Source organism: Streptomyces sp. NRRL B-1140, assembly GCF_001280065.1.
Lineage (GTDB): Bacteria > Actinomycetota > Actinomycetes > Streptomycetales > Streptomycetaceae > Streptomyces.
Map to the genome: position 1 here is coordinate 155,448 of NZ_LGEA01000025.1, position 14,735 is coordinate 170,182.

The window sequence follows — 14,735 nt, forward strand, 5'->3', positions numbered from 1 at the left end:
GGTCACAGGAACGGGGCAGCGGTGTCGACGGGGGAGCAGGGGCGGACGGACGGGACCGGACGGCTGCTGGCAGGCCGCTATCGCGTCACGGCGGCGCTGGGGCGCGGCGGCATGGGCGTCGTGTGGAAGGCCGTCGACGAGGTCCTCGGCCGTGAGGTCGCGGTCAAGGAACTGCGCACCTACACCGACGCGGCCGGCCCCGAACTGGCCGCTCTGCGGCTGCGGATGCAACGCGAGGCGCGTGCCGCGGCCCGGGTGCGCCACCCCGGTGTCATCGCCGTGCACGACATCGCCCAGGTGGACGGCCGCCCGGTCATCGTCATGGAACTGGTCGACGGACCGTCCCTGGACGACGTCCTGCGCGAGCGCGGCCCGCTGGACCCGGGGGAGGCGGCCGGGATCGGCGCGAAGGTCATGGACGCGCTGGCCGCGGCCCACCGCGCGGGCGTCCTGCACCGGGACGTCAAGCCGGGCAACATCCTGCTCGACCGCACGGGCCGGGTCGTCCTCACCGACTTCGGCATCGCCACGATGGACGATCCGGCGGACGGTTCGGCCACGCACCTCACACGCAGCGGCGAACTCGTCGGATCCCTGGACTACCTGGCACCCGAGCGGGCCCAGGGCGCCGACCCGGGCCCCGCCTCCGACATCTGGGCCCTGGGAGCCACGCTGTACGCGGCCGTCGAGGGCTCCTCGCCCTTCCGCCGTACGTCGACGTTCTCCACGCTCACCGCGATCGTCTCCGAGCCGCTGCCGGAGCCCCGCCGCGCCGGCGCCCTCGGGCCCGTCCTGCACCGGCTGCTGGACAAACGCCCGGAATCCCGTCCGGAGGCCGATCAGGCCCGCGCGCTGCTCCAGGCCGTCGCGGACGCCGACGGCTCGGACACGCCGACGTCGACTCTGAGGGGCCCGGCGGTCCCGCCCCGGCGGGCGGAGACGGAGCGCAGTGTCCCCTCGGTGCCGCCGGGGTTCGGGCCACCGCAGCAGGGCGCGCCCGGAGTTCACGAGGGCGGCGACACCCCGGGGCCGTCGGCGTCCGGGCATCCCGCGCAGGCAGGCACCGACACGCAGGCCTCGGGTCCCGGCCACCCCACGCCGCCGGGCCCCGGCACCGCTCCCCGGGGCGTCGGCCCGCTCGCATCCGGCGGCACCGCGCCCACCGGCTCGATGAACCCCGGTCGCGCCGCGCCCCGCCGCAGGGCGCGCGTCCTGCTGGCCGCGGCGGCCGCCACCGTCGTTCTGGCCGCCGCGGCTACCACGGTCGCCCTGCGGAGCGACGACTCCGCCGGCAAGGAGGCCGGCAGGCGGTCCGGCGCGGCCGGTGCGCAGGGCCGGTCCTCCGGGCCGGCCGGGCCGGACGACGGCTCGCACGCCCCGAGGTCCACGGAACAGGGTGACGCCGGGGGCAGGGCTCCCTCGGAGGAGACCGCTGACCGGAAGGACGCCGAGCCCACCGGCCGGGAGACCACCCCGGCCCCGGGGAAACCGACCGGTGGCGGTTCGGGAGGCGGCGCTCCGACCGGCGGCGGTTCGGCCACCCCGGCCCCCGCCTGTCACGCCATCGGCGGCGGCAGGTACAACTGCCAGGTCTGGAAGACCGCCGGCTCCTACACCGCCGCCGGCGACAAGGCCGGCATCCTCAAGGCGGGCACCAATTACTTCTACTGCCAGCAGAACCTGGGCCGTCGCGAGACGTCCGGGGAGTGGACCAACGTCTGGTGGGCCAAGACCGACGACGACAGCGGCAACACGGACGTCTGGGTCAGCGACGTCTACATCAGGGGCGGCGACAACGACGGGCCGGTCCCCGGGCTGCCGGTCTGCTGACGCCGGGCCGAGGCGGCCACGTACCGTTCGAGGCCGGAAGCCGTCACCAGTTTCTCCTCGACGAACAGCCGCGTGCCCCGCTCGCACAGCCGCCGGTCGCCCCGGGCCCGCGCGCAGAACTCCTCGGGCACGACACCGAACAGTTCCCGCAGCCGCGGCAGCCCGACGAGGAGTTCGGTGAGCAGCTCCCGCTCACCGGGGTGGGTGCGCGGCGTGCCCGTGCCGTCGTGGAGGACACCGTGCCGGTTGACGTAGGCGTACGCGCCGGGCAGCCGGGTGCCGTCCGCGAGGTCGATCCGGACGTCGGGCGACGGCAGCCAGGCCCGGTCGAAGTTGCCGCCCGGCACCGGCACGCCCTCGCTCGCGTCGATCACCGCGAGCTGCTCGGCGTCCAGCCACAGGACGAACAACTCCCGCACGGTGCCCGGGGCGCCGACCGGCGAGGCGGAGACGTACCCCATGCGGCTCACGTGCGCGGAGACACCGGCGTCGATGCCCGCCACCTGCGCCCTCACCATGGGCAGCGGCGCCCCGATGCCGAACTCCACCATCTTGTGCCGCAACTGCCCCGGGCAGCCGTTCGAGCCGATGGCGATGACCGGAGTGCGGTCCTCGTGCACCAGCCGCTCCAGCGGCAGGAAACGGTCCCCGTCGAGCAGCCCTGAGCCGGCGGGCCAGGCCCCCGGGTACAGCAGGGGGTGCTCGCGCGGAGCCTCGGCCAGGCCGAGTGCCCGCAGCGTGCGATCGGTGGCGTCGTCCATCGGCCGCTCAGTCCGCCGGAGGGATCTCGCCCGAGCCGCGGGCGATCAGCCGGGTCGGCAGCTCGATGCGCTCGGGGGTGCCCGGGGCGCCGTCCAGCTGCCGGAAGAGACGTTCCGCCGCGGTACGGCCGATGTCCGCCGCGTCCTGGGCCACGACCGTGACGCCCGGCTGGAGCAGGTCGGCGAGCTCGATGTCGTCGAAACCGACCAGGGCGACAGGGCGGTCCTGCTCGGCGAGCACCCGGATCACGGTCACCGTCACCCGGTTGTTGCCCGCGAAGATCGCCGTGACCGGGTCCTGGCCGGTCAGCATCTCCTCGGCCGCCCTGCGCACCCGCTCGGGATTGGTGACGCCGAGGGACATCCAGGAGTCCGCCACCGGTATGCCGGCGTCCTCCATGGCGGCCCGGTAGCCGCGCAACCGCTCGGCGGCGGTGTGGATCCGGGGCATGTCGCCGATGAAGCCGATCCGGCGGTGGCCGTGCGCGATGAGGTGCGCGACACCGCCGCGGGCGCCGCCGTAGTTGTCCGACAGGACCACGTCGGCGTCGATGTGCCCGGCCGGGCGGTCCACGAACACCGTGGCGACCCCCGCCTTGAGCTCCGGCTCCAGATACCGGTGGTCGTCCCCGGCCGGAATCACCACCAGCCCGTCCACCCGCCGCGCGCACAGGGCCAGCACCAGCTCCTGTTCCCGCTCGGGGTCCTCCGCGCTGGAGCCGTTGATCAGCAGGGCGCCGTGCGCGCGGGCCACCTCCTCGACCGACCGGCTCAGCGGCCCGTAGAACGGGTCCGCGAGGTCCTCCAGGACCAGGCCGATGCTCGCCGTGCGGCCCTTGCGCAGCACCCGCGCGCTGTCGTTGCGGCGGAAGCCGAGGGCGCCGATCGCCTCCTGGACCCGTTGCTCCGTCTCCGGAGTGACCCCCGGCTCCCCGTTCACCACACGGGAGACCGTCTTGAGGCCCACTCCGGCGCGTGCCGCTACGTCCTTCATGGTCGGCCGGGTGCCGTAGCGCGCTGCGGATCGGAGGGGGCTCTGGGGCACGGTGGGTGTCCTGTCCTGTCGTCCACGGGGGGTGCGTCGATCCTCGGTTTGTATGAGGATGTGGCGTCGAGCATAGAGCCTGGACAACGTTGTCAGGCTCGGGGGACACTGGCCGCCGCGTTGTCCGGCCCGCGCACCGCTGCGGGCCGGGCCGGCCGCTTGCCCTGCTTGATGGCCTTTACCGGCGTTTTTCTCATGCCCGACGGGGAGATCCGACACTGATGCACACCGACCTCGTGGCCGCGCTCGACATCGGCGGCACCAAGATCGCCGGCGCTCTGGTGGACGGCGGTGGCCGGCTCCTGGTCCGGGCCCAGCGGCCGACGCCCGCCCAGGAGGACGGCGACGTCGTGATGCGGGCCGTGGCGGAGGTGCTCGGCGAGCTCGCCGCGTCGCCGCTGTGGGAGCGTGCCTCGGCCGTGGGCATCGGCAGCGCCGGACCCGTGGACGCCTCCTCGGGCACGGTGAGCCCGGTGAACGTGCCCGGCTGGCGCGACTACCCCCTCGTCGCGCGCGTCCGGGACGTCTCCGGTGGCCTGCCCGTCGAGCTCATCGGCGACGGTGTGGCGATCACCGCGGCGGAACACTGGCTGGGCGCCGCACGGGGGCACGACAACGCGCTGTGCATGGTCGTCTCCACCGGCGTCGGCGGCGGCCTCGTGCTCGGCGGCCGGCTGCACCCCGGGCCCACCGGCAACGCCGGCCACATCGGCCACATCAGCGTCGACCTCGACGGCGATCTGTGCCCGTGCGGCTCGCACGGCTGTGTGGAACGCATCGCGAGCGGCCCCAACATCGCCCGGCTCGCCCTGGAGAACGGCTGGCGGCCAGGCCCGGACGGGGACACCTCCGCCGCCGCGGTGGCCGCCGCCGCCCGCTCCGGCGACCCGGTCGCCGTCGCCTCCTTCGAGCGCGCCGCCCAGGCCCTGGCCGCCGGGATCGCCGCCACGGCGACGCTTGTGGAGATCGACATCGCGGTGATCGGCGGGGGAGTGGCCAAGGCGGGCGACGTGCTGTTCGACCCCCTGCGCAAGGCCCTGAGCAGGTACGCGACCCTGTCCTTCGTCCGGCGTCTGACCGTCGCGCCGGCGCAGATGGGCACCGACGCCGGGCTGGTGGGCGCGGCGGCCGCAGCGCTGGCGAAGCGGACGGACACGGCGGCTGCCGTGGTGTGAGACCGAGCCCGGCCGATCCCGCAGGAACGTCACGCCCGTGGTGTCGTGAACCGGCCCGTGCGGGGGCCGGCGTGACGGCGGCCCGGCCCGCGGTGATACGGACCGGTCCGCTCCGTATAGCCGGAAATCAACCGCACGTGCGTGCGGTGTGGCACGATCGCGCTTGTGAGCAGCAGACCCGCCTCGGCGCAGCATCTGCGCGACCTGGCCCGACTGCGGCGCGTCAAGGACCGCATCGACCGGGAGTACGCGAAGCCCCTGGACGTCGAGGCGCTCGCGCGGGGCGTGCACATGTCGGCCGGGCACCTCAGCCGCGAGTTCCGTCAGGCGTACGGCGAGTCGCCGTACAGCTATCTCATGACGCGGCGCATCGAGCGCGCCATGGCGCTGCTGCGCCTGGGTGATCTCAGTGTCACCGAGGTGTGCTTCGAGGTCGGCTGCGCGTCGCTGGGCACCTTCAGCACCCGTTTCACCGAGCTGGTGGGTATGCCGCCCAGCGCCTACCGGCGTGAGGCGGCGCGTGCGACGGCGGGGATCCCGTCGTGCGTGGCGAAGCAGGTGACCAGACCGATCAGGAATCGAGAAGCGCCCGCCCCGGGCCGAAACTAGCGTGAGGGCCATGGACCTTCGCATTCACGCCAGTTTCCTTCCGCACGACGACCCGGACGCCGCCCTGGCGTTCTACCGCGACACCCTCGGATTCGAGGTCAGAAACGATGTCGGGTACCAGGGCATGCGCTGGATCACGGTCGGCCCCGTCGGCCAGCCCGGCACGAACATCGTGCTGCACCCGCCGGCCGCCGACCCCGGCGTCACCGAGGACGAGCGCCGCACCATCGCCGAGATGATGGCCAAGGGCACGTACGCCAGCATCGTCCTGGCCACCACGGACGTCGACGCCACCTTCGAGCGGGTGCAGGCGGGCGACGCCGAGGTGGTCCAGGAGCCGGTGGACCAGCCCTACGGCGTCCGCGACTGCGCCTTCCGGGACCCCGCGGGCAACATGGTCCGCATCCAGCAGCTGAAGGCGTAGCAGCCACCGCACCGCACTCCCCGCGCCGCCCCCCGCGAGCGGCGCGGGGGCACGAGATCGCCCGAGCGCGGCAGCGCCGCCCGACAGATGGAGACACCATGAGCAAGGCCACGACGACGGACACACAGTCGCCCGGGCCGCACGTTGCCGACAGCCATGACGTGATCCGCGTGCACGGCGCGCGCGAGAACAACCTCAGGGACGTCAGCATCGAGATCCCGAAGCGCCGGCTCACGGTGTTCACCGGGGTCTCCGGCTCGGGCAAGAGCTCGCTGGTGTTCGACACGATCGCCGCGGAGTCGCAGCGGCTGATCAACGAGACCTACAGCGCCTTCCTGCAGGGCTTCATGCCGAACCTGGCCCGGCCCGAGGTCGACGTCCTTGACGGGCTGACGACCGCGATCGCCGTCGACCAGCAGCGCATGGGGTCCGACCCCCGTTCCACCGTCGGCACCGCCACCGACGCCAACGCGATGCTGCGCATCCTCTTCAGCCGGCTCGGCACGCCGCACATCGGCCCGCCCGGCGCGTTCTCGTTCAACACCGCCTCGGTCTCGGCGAGCGGCGGCTTCACGGTGGACCGGGGGGCCGACAAGACCAAGACCGAGAAGGTGTCCTTCAGCCGCACCGGCGGTATGTGCACGCACTGCGAGGGCCGGGGCACCGTCTCCGACATCGACCTCACCCAGCTCTACGACGACTCCAAGTCGCTCTCGGAGGACCCGTTCACCATCCCCACCTACACCGGGGGCGGCTGGGTGGTGCGGGTCATCGCCGAGTCGGGCTTCTTCGACAAGGACAAGCCGATCCGCGACTACACCAGGAAGGAGCGGCACGACTTCCTGTACCGCGAGCCGACCAAGGTGAAGATCAACGGGGTCAACCTCACTTACGAGGGCCTGATCCCGAAGCTGCAGAAGACCTTCCTGTCCAAGGACCGCGAGTCGATGCAGCCGCACATCCGGGCCTTCGTCGACCGGGCGGTCACCTTCACCCGGTGCCCCGAGTGCGACGGCACCCGGCTGAGCGAGCTCGCCCGCTCCTCGAAGATCGGCGAGGTCTCCATCGCCGACGCCTGTGCGATGGAGATCCGCGACCTGGCGGAGTGGGTGCGCGGGCTGGAGGAGCCGTCCGTGGCCCCGCTGCTCACCAAGCTCCAGCACACCCTCGACTCGTTTGTGGAGATCGGCCTCGGCTACCTCTCGCTCGACCGGCCCTCGGGCACGCTCTCCGGCGGCGAGGCACAGCGCACCAAGATGATCCGCCACCTCGGCTCCTCGCTCACGGACGTCACCTACGTCTTCGACGAGCCGTCCATCGGGCTGCACCCGCACGACATCGAACGGATGAACAACCTGCTGCTGCGCCTGCGGGACAAGGGCAACACCGTGCTGGTCGTGGAGCACAAGCCGGAGACGATCGCCATCGCCGACCATGTCGTGGACCTCGGTCCCGGCGCCGGCACGGCGGGGGGCACCGTCTGCTTCGAGGGCAGCCTGGAGGGACTGCGGAGCAGCGGCACCGTCACCGGCCGTCACCTCGACGACCGGGCCAAGGTCAGGGCGACCGTCCGCAAGCCCACCGGCGCGCTGGAGATCCGGGGCGCCTCGGCCAACAATCTGCGCGACATCGACGTCGACATCCCGCTCGGCGTCCTCACCGTCGTCACCGGCGTCGCGGGCTCCGGCAAGAGCTCGCTCCTGCACGGCGCGCTGCCCCGGCAAGCGGGGGGAGAGGGCGTGGTGGCGATCGACCAGACCCCGATCCGCGGCTCGCGGCGCAGCAACCCGGCGACGTACACCGGACTGGCCGACCCGATCCGCAAGGCCTTCGCCAAGGCCAACGGTGTGAAGCCGGCCCTGTTCAGCGCCAACTCCGAGGGCGCCTGCCCCACCTGCAACGGAGCCGGTGTCATCTACACCGACCTGGCGATCATGCAGAGCGTGGCCACGCCCTGCGAGGAATGCGAGGGCAGGCGCTTCGAGGCGTCGGTGCTGGAGTACCGCCTCGGCGGCCGGGACATCAGCGAGGTGCTGGCGATGCCCGTGGCCGAGGCCGAGGAGTTCTTCGGCAGCGGTGAGGCCCGTACGCCCGCCGCACACCGGATCCTGCAGCGGCTCGCGGACGTCGGGCTCGGCTACCTCACCCTCGGCCAGCCGCTCACCACGCTGTCCGGCGGCGAGCGGCAGCGGCTCAAGCTGGCCACGCACATGGGGGAGAAGGGCGGCGTGTACGTCCTCGACGAGCCGACCACCGGGCTCCACCTCGCGGACGTGGAGCAGCTGCTCGGCCTCCTCGACCGGCTCGTCGACTCCGGCAAGTCGGTCATCGTGATCGAGCACCACCTGGCGGTCATGGCGCACGCCGACTGGATCATCGACCTCGGCCCCGGTGCGGGCCACGACGGCGGCCGGATCGTCTTCGAGGGCACCCCGGCCGACCTCGTCGAGGCCCGCTCCACGCTGACCGGCGAGCACCTGGCGGCCTACGTGGGCGTCTGACGGTGGTCTTCGGGGCCGTGAGGTGAGGCGTGAGGTGATCAGCGCAGCGCTCACCTCACGCCTCACCTCACGGCCCCCATGTCGGACATCAAGTACAAATGCGGCGAATATCGGCGCCGGTCCAGGGCACTCCGTCTCCTGAATCCCCCACGGAACGGAGCCGCAGATGATCATCCGGAAGATGCACGAGATGGGCGTCCGCAGCGAACACGCCTACATGGCCGGCATGGCCTCCATCGGTCTCAGCGTCGTCGCCTGGATCGGATCCATGAAGATGGAAGCAGGCACCGGCCTCGCCCGCGCCGACCGCTGGGGCATCTTCGTCGGTGAATGGGCACCCACCTTCTTCGGTCTCGGCCTCGCCCTGTCCCACTACGAGCAGCAGGACGGCACCCTCACCGCCGACGTCCACGAGTTCCGGCCGACGCGGAAGGCGGGCTGAACGGCCCACCCGGCGCGCGGCCGCCGCCGTTCCCGCCCACCCTGGTGCCATGGCGTCCGAGAAACCCGTCGTGGTCTACCCGCCCGCCGCGGACGGCGGCCGCCGGGTCCGTGTGGACGACCAGTTCCTCGGCATCGCCTACGGGCCGCTCGACGTCGCCGAGTTTCTGCGGCGGGCGGGGATCGACGACGCGGACGAGGCGTATGTGGCGGCGTCCGGGCTGATCGAGTGGCGCGGCGGTGGCTCCGGCACCTGGGGCACGGGTCCCGTATGAAGCCGCCGCATCGCCCGAACGGCCCAGTGGCGTGACCCCGGGGCCCGTCCGGCAGTTGGGTGGGGCATGAAGAAGCGCAGCATGCTCGCCATCGCCTCCCTGGCCACCGGCTTCGCCGTCGCGGCGATCACCCCGTCGCACGCCGTCGGAGAGAAGCTCCCCGCCATCAACGTGGACGAGACCCTCAAGACGCTCGACCAGACCGTCACCGGAGAGGGCCTGGCCGTGGAGGGGAAGAACGGCGTACAGAAGAAGAGCGTCCAGAAGAAGGGCGCGCACAAGAAGGGCGCCCAGAAGAAGGGCTGACGAGCCGCACCTGCCACGGCTCACGGCGTCGGCGCTCCCCGCGTGAGAGGGGGCGCCGGCGCCGTCGTCATGCGCCCTCAACTGCGGCTGGTTTCCATGGCAGGGTGGAGCGGGCAAGCCTCATGGGGCCAACAGAAGAGGGGGACCTGTGACCGTCGTCTGGATCAACGGCGCGTTCGGTGCGGGGAAGACCACCACCGCACGGGAACTGATCGAACTGATCCCGAACAGCACGCTCTTCGACCCGGAGGTCATCGGCGGTGCGCTAGCCCACCTGCTGCCGCCCAAACGCCTCGCCGAGGTCGGCGACTTCCAGGACCTGCCGATCTGGCGACGGCTCGTGATCGACACGGCGGCCGCGATGCTCGCCGAACTCGGCGGGACCCTCGTCGTGCCCATGACTCTGCTGCGCCAGGAGTACCGGGACGAGATCTTCGGGGGGCTCGCCGCGCGCAGGATTTCGGTCAGCCACATCCTGCTCGCCCCGGCCGAAACGATACTGCGGGAACGAATAGCGGGTCGGGAGGTACCGCGGGACCTTCCCGACGGCGACGCACGAATACGCCAGTGGTCCTTCGACCACATCGAGCCGTACCGGACCGCCCTCGCCTCCTGGCTCACCGCGGACGCCCACCCGGTCGACACCAGCGACCTCTCGCCGTACGAGACGGCCGTGCGGATCGCCGGGGCCGTCACCGACGGGTCGGTGCCCGTGTGCGACATCGTGCAGACGCCCGAGCCCACCGCCGAGACCGTCGCCGCCGGAGTGCTCCTCTTCGACGAGCAGGAGCGCGTGTTGCTCGTCGACCCCACGTACAAGGCCGGCTGGGAGTTCCCCGGTGGTGTCGTCGAACCCGGTGAGGCACCCGCGCGCGCGGGAGTGCGGGAGGTCGCCGAGGAGACCGGCCTCCACCTCGACGAGGTGCCGCGCCTGCTCGTCGTCGACTGGGAGCGCCCCGCGCCCCCCGCCTTCGGCGGTCTGCGTCTCCTCTTCGACGGCGGAGTGCTGCATTCCGCCGAGGCGGGCCGGCTGCTGCTTCCCGGCCCGGAGCTGCGCGCCTGGCGTTTCGTCACCGAGGCGGAGGCCGCCGACCTGCTGCCCCCCGTGCGCTACGAGCGGCTGCGCTGGGCCCTGCGCGCCCGTGAACGGGGAGCGGCGCTCTACCTGGAGGCCGGGGTGCCGGTCGGCTGAGCTGGACCCGTCGACCGCCCCTTTACCCGGTACGGGGGATTCCGAGGGAAAAGCAAGAGGAAACAACGGCGCGGCCACGGCCAATCGCTGCCCAAGGAATCTCCCGCGAACCTTCACGCCGCGGGTAATCACATTCCCCGCGCTCGTCAACACTTTTCCATCTCAGCAAACAATCCCTTTTCTCGCCCCTGAGCGGCTTGACCGGGCTCGCACACCGTTGCGAAAGTCCGCAGAGTCTCACGGCGGAAGCAACGACCGCCACCCAATTTCCTTGCCCCAGGGGCAGATCCGGGATGTCCGTACGATGACCACGCAACACCAGCCGGTCGACACCGGCGGCGGCACCACGCTGCTGACCGAACCGTCGGCCCAAGGCTCCAGATCCGACGGCACGGCAGTCGCCGGCCGCTCACCGGCCCGGATGGCCTGGCGGCGGATCAGGCGGGACAAGGTCACCACGGTCGCCCTGGCGGCCACCCTCCTGTTCATCGCGATCGCGCTCCTCGCCCCGGTGCTCACCGCACTGACCGGGTGGGGGCCGATCACCCCCGACAACAAGGCGATCAATCCGGACACGGGTAATTTCCCCTACGGATCGCTGGGCGGCATCAGCGCCAAACACCTGCTCGGCGTCGAACCGGGCACGGGTTATGACCTGTTCGCCCGTATCGTCTACGGCCTGCGCACCTCGCTCTACGTGGGATTCGCCTCGGCCCTGCTGTCCACCGTGGTCGGTGTGGTGGCCGGGCTCGCCGCCGGATATTTCGGCGGCTGGGTCGACTCCCTGCTGTCCCGGATCATGGATGTGATGCTGGCGTTCCCCCAGCTGCTGTTCATCATCGCGCTCACCCCGGTGATCCAGAACGCCCTGCAGACCAACAGCCACGGCGGCACCGACGAGAACCTCCGGCTGCTCGTCCTGGTCCTCAACATCGCGGTCTTCGCCTGGGCGTACACCGCCCGTCTGGTGCGCGGGCAGGTGCTGTCCCTGCGCGAGCGGGAGTTCGTCGACGCCGCGCGGCTGATGAGCGCCGGCCGCCGGCACATCCTCTTCCGGCAGCTGCTGCCCAACCTGTGGGCGCCGATCCTGATCTCCTTCGCGCTCGCCGTCCCGCAGAACATCACCACCGAGGCGGCGCTGTCGTACCTGGGCGTGGGCGTCATCCCGCCCAACCCCGACTGGGGCGCGCTGCTGTCGGACGCCTCCCAGTTCTTCCTCCAGGACCCGATGTACCTCTTCGTGCCCGGTGCCCTGCTCCTCCTCCTGGTCCTGGCGCTCAACCTGCTCGGTGACGGCGTCCGGGACGCCCTGGATCCCCGCGCCCGACGCGGCTGAACACGCCACCCCCTGACGAGTGTCGGCCCGGTGGTCCCACGAACGGCCGCCGAGCCCGTAGCAAGAACGGAGTACTCCTCAATGACGCGCAGAACGCGCAGATCGCGCACGGTCGCTCTCACGGCAACCGCCGTGGTCATCGCCCTGGGGGCCACCGCATGCGGGGGTTCCTCCAGCACCAGCGGAAGCGGCGCCCCCGGAAAGGGCGGCACGCTGACCGTCCTCAACAAGGCGGACTTCGACCACCTCGACCCGCAACGCGTCTACACGACCGAGGGTTCGAGCATGGACGAGGAGATCGTCCGCACCCTCACCGGCTGGGACGAGACGGGCTCGGCCCCCAAGCTGGTCGGCGACCTCGCGACCGACACCGGAACGCCGTCCAAGGGCGCCACGGTCTGGACCTTCCACCTGCGGCACGGAGTCAAGTACCAGGACGGCACCGAGGTCACCGCGCCCGACGTGAAGTACGGAGTGGAGCGGTTCTTCTCCTCCGACATCAACGGTGGCCCGCCCTACGCGTCCCAGTGGCTCGTCGGCGGCTCCGACTACAAGGGCCCTTACCAGGGCAAGGAGCTCGCCTCCATCCAGACGCCGGACAAGTACACGATCGTCTTCCACCTGAACCAGCCGGTGGCCGACTTCAACGAGACCACCGCGATGCCCGGCTGGTCCGCCGTGCCCAAGGCCCACGACACGGGCTCGACGTACGACACCAAGGTCTGGTCCGACGGCCCGTACATGATCAAGTCGTACGCGAAGAACAAGGAACTCGTCCTCACCCGGAACAAGTACTGGTCCCAGTCGACCGACCCCATCCGGCAGCAGAACGTCGACGAGATGGACGTCAAGTTCGGCCAGGACGAGGCCGCCATCGACCAGCAGATCAAGGCCGACGCCGGCACCGCGCAGACGTCCATCCAGCAGTGGCCGATCGCCGGCTCCGACCTGGCGCAGCTGGCCAACGACCCCTCACTGAAGAGCCGTTACTACAAGATCCCCGCGCCGGGCATCAACTACCTGGCCATCAACACCACGCGTGTGAAGGACCTGAAAGTCCGCCAGGCGATCGAGTACGCCCTCGACAAGACGACCGTCCGCGGTGCCTTCGGCGGCTCCGCCTACGGCGACTACGCCACCACCATGCTGAGCCCCGGCATCGGCGGCTACAAGAAGTTCAACCTGTACGGCGCCAACCCGGCGGGTAACCTCGCCAAGGCGAAGCAGTTGATGAAGCAGGCGGGCAACCCGAAGCCGACCATGTCGATCGCCGTGGAGAACACGCCCACCCAGGAGCACTTCGCCGACGCCGTGAAGACCTCGCTGGAGCACATCGGAATCCACGTCAACATCTCCCCGATCGACGCGGCGAACTACTTCAGCACCGTCAACAACACGAAGAACCAGTACGACCTGACCTGGGGCGACTGGATCGCCGACTGGCCCAACGCCTCCACGGTGCTGCCCACCCTCTTCGACGGCCGGCTCATCAAGAAGAACCCGCAGGCCAACCAGGACCTGTCCTACCTGAACGACCCGAAGGTCAACGCGCTCGTCGACAAGGCCGCCACGATGACGGACGTCAAGCAGCGGAACGCCACCTACGGGCAGATGGACCAGCAGATCCTCAAGGACGCCGCCGTGGTCCCGCTGACGTACATGAACTTCAGCGACATGTCCGGCTCCAAGGTCGGCGGAGTCATCCCCGACACGATCCTCGCCGAGCCGAGCCTGGTCCACGTCTACATCAAGCACTGACGGAACCGTCTCCACCGCATCCCGCCGGCGGCTCCGGCCGCCGGCGGGCATCCCACTCACGTCAGGTCCCGGCACCCCATGTTTCGTTACCTCATCAGACGCCTGCTGGCAGCGGCCGTCATCATGCTGGTGATCACCACCATCACCTTCTTCATCTTCTTCGCGCTGCCGTCCAACCCCGCGCTCCTGGCCTGCGGAAAGACCTGCTCACCCTCCCGCCTCGCGGAGATCAAGCACTCGCTGGGCCTGGACCAGAGCTACCTGACGCAGTACTGGGAGTTCGTCAAGGGGCTGGTCGTGGGCCGCGACTACGGCGACCAGAGCGTGCGCATCCACTGCGGCGCGCCCTGCCTCGGCATCTCCTTCCAGACCGACACCCCCGTCCTGACCACCCTGCTCCAGGACTTCCCGGCGGACCTCTCCCTCGGGCTCGGCGCCGCCGTGGCGTTCCTGATCCTGGGCGTCGGCCTCGGCACCGTGGCGGCGGTGCGCAGGGGCCGGGCCGCCGACAAGGCGGCGGTGGGACTCGCCCTGTTCGGGGTGTCGGTGCAGATCTACTTCATCGGTCTGCTGCTGCTGTACCTCTTCGTGGACAAGTTCCAGATCCTGCCGACCTCCGGCTACACGCCGTTCACCGAGGACCCGGCCGGCTGGTTCCAGGGGCTGATCCTGCCCTGGGTCACCCTTGTCATCGTCTACCTCGCCATGTACACGCGGCTCACCCGGTCCTCCATGCTGGAGGTATTCGCCGAGGACTACATGCGCACCGCCCGCGCCAAGGGCCTGCCCGCCGCCACCGTCGTCCTCAAACACGGACTGCGGGCCGCGATCACCCCGATCATCACCATCTTCGGCATGGACGTGGGCTCCCTGATCGGCGGCTCCGCGGTCATCACCGAGTCGGTGTTCGGTATCAACGGCATCGGCAAACTCGCCGTCGACTCCGTCCAGAACTCAGACCTGCCGGTCATCCTCGGCACCACGCTCTTCGCCGCGACGTTCGTCGTCCTCGCCAACGTCGTCGTCGACCTGGTGTACGGCCTCGTCGACCCGCGCGTGCGCCTCGCCTGAGCCCTTCTTCG

The 14,735-nt window shown here is 70.9% G+C and carries 14 protein-coding genes; 12 read left to right on the top strand and 2 right to left on the bottom strand.

All coding sequences use genetic code 11. The features are described from left to right. Nucleotides 1-21 precede the first annotated feature (21 nt). Nucleotides 22-1,830: a serine/threonine-protein kinase gene (locus ADK65_RS04740; RefSeq protein ID WP_053668514.1), complete on the top strand. Its 1,809-nt coding sequence runs from the start codon at nt 22-24 to the stop codon at nt 1,828-1,830. Here the strand turns inward: ADK65_RS04740 and ADK65_RS04745 are convergent. Then, entirely contained in the window at nt 1,776-2,591 is an 816-nt protein-coding gene (locus ADK65_RS04745) for a hypothetical protein (RefSeq protein ID WP_053668515.1), read from the bottom strand. The two genes, ADK65_RS04740 and ADK65_RS04745, sit on opposite strands and share 55 nt — an antisense overlap. A gap of 7 nt (nt 2,592-2,598) precedes the next feature. Beyond that, the gene (locus ADK65_RS04750; RefSeq protein WP_420708957.1) at nt 2,599-3,585 is read right to left on the bottom strand and encodes a LacI family DNA-binding transcriptional regulator; all 987 of its coding nucleotides are present in this window, start codon (nt 3,583-3,585) and stop codon (nt 2,599-2,601) included. Between the two features lie 272 nt (nt 3,586-3,857). Here ADK65_RS04750 and ADK65_RS04755 point away from each other — a divergent pair, with 272 nt between their 5' ends. The 11 genes from ADK65_RS04755 (at nt 3,858) to ADK65_RS04805 (ending at nt 14,724) form a co-directional block, all read left to right on the top strand. Continuing rightward, a complete protein-coding gene (locus ADK65_RS04755; protein WP_053668517.1) occupies nt 3,858-4,811 on the top strand; it encodes an ROK family protein in 954 nt (317 codons plus the stop codon). A gap of 165 nt (nt 4,812-4,976) precedes the next feature. After that, the gene (locus tag ADK65_RS04760) at nt 4,977-5,420 is read left to right on the top strand and encodes a helix-turn-helix transcriptional regulator (protein ID WP_053668518.1); all 444 of its coding nucleotides are present in this window, start codon (nt 4,977-4,979) and stop codon (nt 5,418-5,420) included. A 10-nt stretch (nt 5,421-5,430) separates the two neighbouring features. Then, the gene (locus tag ADK65_RS04765; RefSeq protein ID WP_053668519.1) at nt 5,431-5,844 is read left to right on the top strand and encodes a VOC family protein; all 414 of its coding nucleotides are present in this window, start codon (nt 5,431-5,433) and stop codon (nt 5,842-5,844) included. A gap of 98 nt (nt 5,845-5,942) precedes the next feature. Further along, entirely contained in the window at nt 5,943-8,345 is a 2,403-nt protein-coding gene (locus tag ADK65_RS04770; RefSeq protein ID WP_053668520.1) for an ATP-binding cassette domain-containing protein, read from the top strand. A gap of 166 nt (nt 8,346-8,511) precedes the next feature. Then, nucleotides 8,512-8,787 (top strand): hypothetical protein, encoded by a 276-nt coding sequence (locus ADK65_RS04775; RefSeq protein ID WP_053668521.1) that lies wholly within the window; start codon nt 8,512-8,514, stop codon nt 8,785-8,787. Nucleotides 8,788-8,836: 49 nt separating this feature from the next. Continuing rightward, the gene (locus tag ADK65_RS04780; protein ID WP_053668522.1) at nt 8,837-9,061 is read left to right on the top strand and encodes a hypothetical protein; all 225 of its coding nucleotides are present in this window, start codon (nt 8,837-8,839) and stop codon (nt 9,059-9,061) included. A gap of 66 nt (nt 9,062-9,127) precedes the next feature. After that, entirely contained in the window at nt 9,128-9,367 is a 240-nt protein-coding gene (locus ADK65_RS04785) for a hypothetical protein (protein WP_053668523.1), read from the top strand. Between the two features lie 148 nt (nt 9,368-9,515). After that, nucleotides 9,516-10,559, top strand: coding sequence for an NUDIX hydrolase (locus ADK65_RS04790; RefSeq protein WP_053668524.1), 1,044 nt, complete (start codon nt 9,516-9,518; stop codon nt 10,557-10,559). 304 nt (nt 10,560-10,863) lie between these two features. Beyond that, entirely contained in the window at nt 10,864-11,895 is a 1,032-nt protein-coding gene (locus tag ADK65_RS04795) for an ABC transporter permease (protein WP_053668525.1), read from the top strand. 81 nt (nt 11,896-11,976) lie between these two features. Then, complete coding sequence (locus tag ADK65_RS04800; RefSeq protein ID WP_053668526.1) at nt 11,977-13,653, top strand: ABC transporter substrate-binding protein; 1,677 nt, start codon at nt 11,977-11,979, stop codon at nt 13,651-13,653. A gap of 78 nt (nt 13,654-13,731) precedes the next feature. Continuing rightward, the gene (locus ADK65_RS04805) at nt 13,732-14,724 is read left to right on the top strand and encodes an ABC transporter permease (RefSeq protein WP_053668527.1); all 993 of its coding nucleotides are present in this window, start codon (nt 13,732-13,734) and stop codon (nt 14,722-14,724) included. The last annotated feature ends 11 nt before the right edge of the window (nt 14,725-14,735 follow it).

What these genes read in the sequence shown, in the direction of transcription:
- ADK65_RS04775 (WP_053668521.1), top strand. Translation starts at nt 8,512, where the DNA reads ATGATCATCCGGAAGATGCACGAGATGGGCGTCCGCAGCGAACACGCC.
- ADK65_RS04750 (WP_420708957.1), bottom strand. Translation starts at nt 3,585, where the DNA reads ATGAAGGACGTAGCGGCACGCGCCGGAGTGGGCCTCAAGACGGTCTCC.
- ADK65_RS04755 (WP_053668517.1), top strand. Translation starts at nt 3,858, where the DNA reads ATGCACACCGACCTCGTGGCCGCGCTCGACATCGGCGGCACCAAGATC.
- ADK65_RS04780 (WP_053668522.1), top strand. Translation starts at nt 8,837, where the DNA reads ATGGCGTCCGAGAAACCCGTCGTGGTCTACCCGCCCGCCGCGGACGGC.
- ADK65_RS04745 (WP_053668515.1), bottom strand. Translation starts at nt 2,591, where the DNA reads ATGGACGACGCCACCGATCGCACGCTGCGGGCACTCGGCCTGGCCGAG.
- ADK65_RS04795 (WP_053668525.1), top strand. Translation starts at nt 10,864, where the DNA reads ATGACCACGCAACACCAGCCGGTCGACACCGGCGGCGGCACCACGCTG.
- ADK65_RS04785 (WP_053668523.1), top strand. Translation starts at nt 9,128, where the DNA reads ATGAAGAAGCGCAGCATGCTCGCCATCGCCTCCCTGGCCACCGGCTTC.
- ADK65_RS04800 (WP_053668526.1), top strand. Translation starts at nt 11,977, where the DNA reads ATGACGCGCAGAACGCGCAGATCGCGCACGGTCGCTCTCACGGCAACC.
- ADK65_RS04770 (WP_053668520.1), top strand. Translation starts at nt 5,943, where the DNA reads ATGAGCAAGGCCACGACGACGGACACACAGTCGCCCGGGCCGCACGTT.
- ADK65_RS04805 (WP_053668527.1), top strand. Translation starts at nt 13,732, where the DNA reads ATGTTTCGTTACCTCATCAGACGCCTGCTGGCAGCGGCCGTCATCATG.
- ADK65_RS04765 (WP_053668519.1), top strand. Translation starts at nt 5,431, where the DNA reads ATGGACCTTCGCATTCACGCCAGTTTCCTTCCGCACGACGACCCGGAC.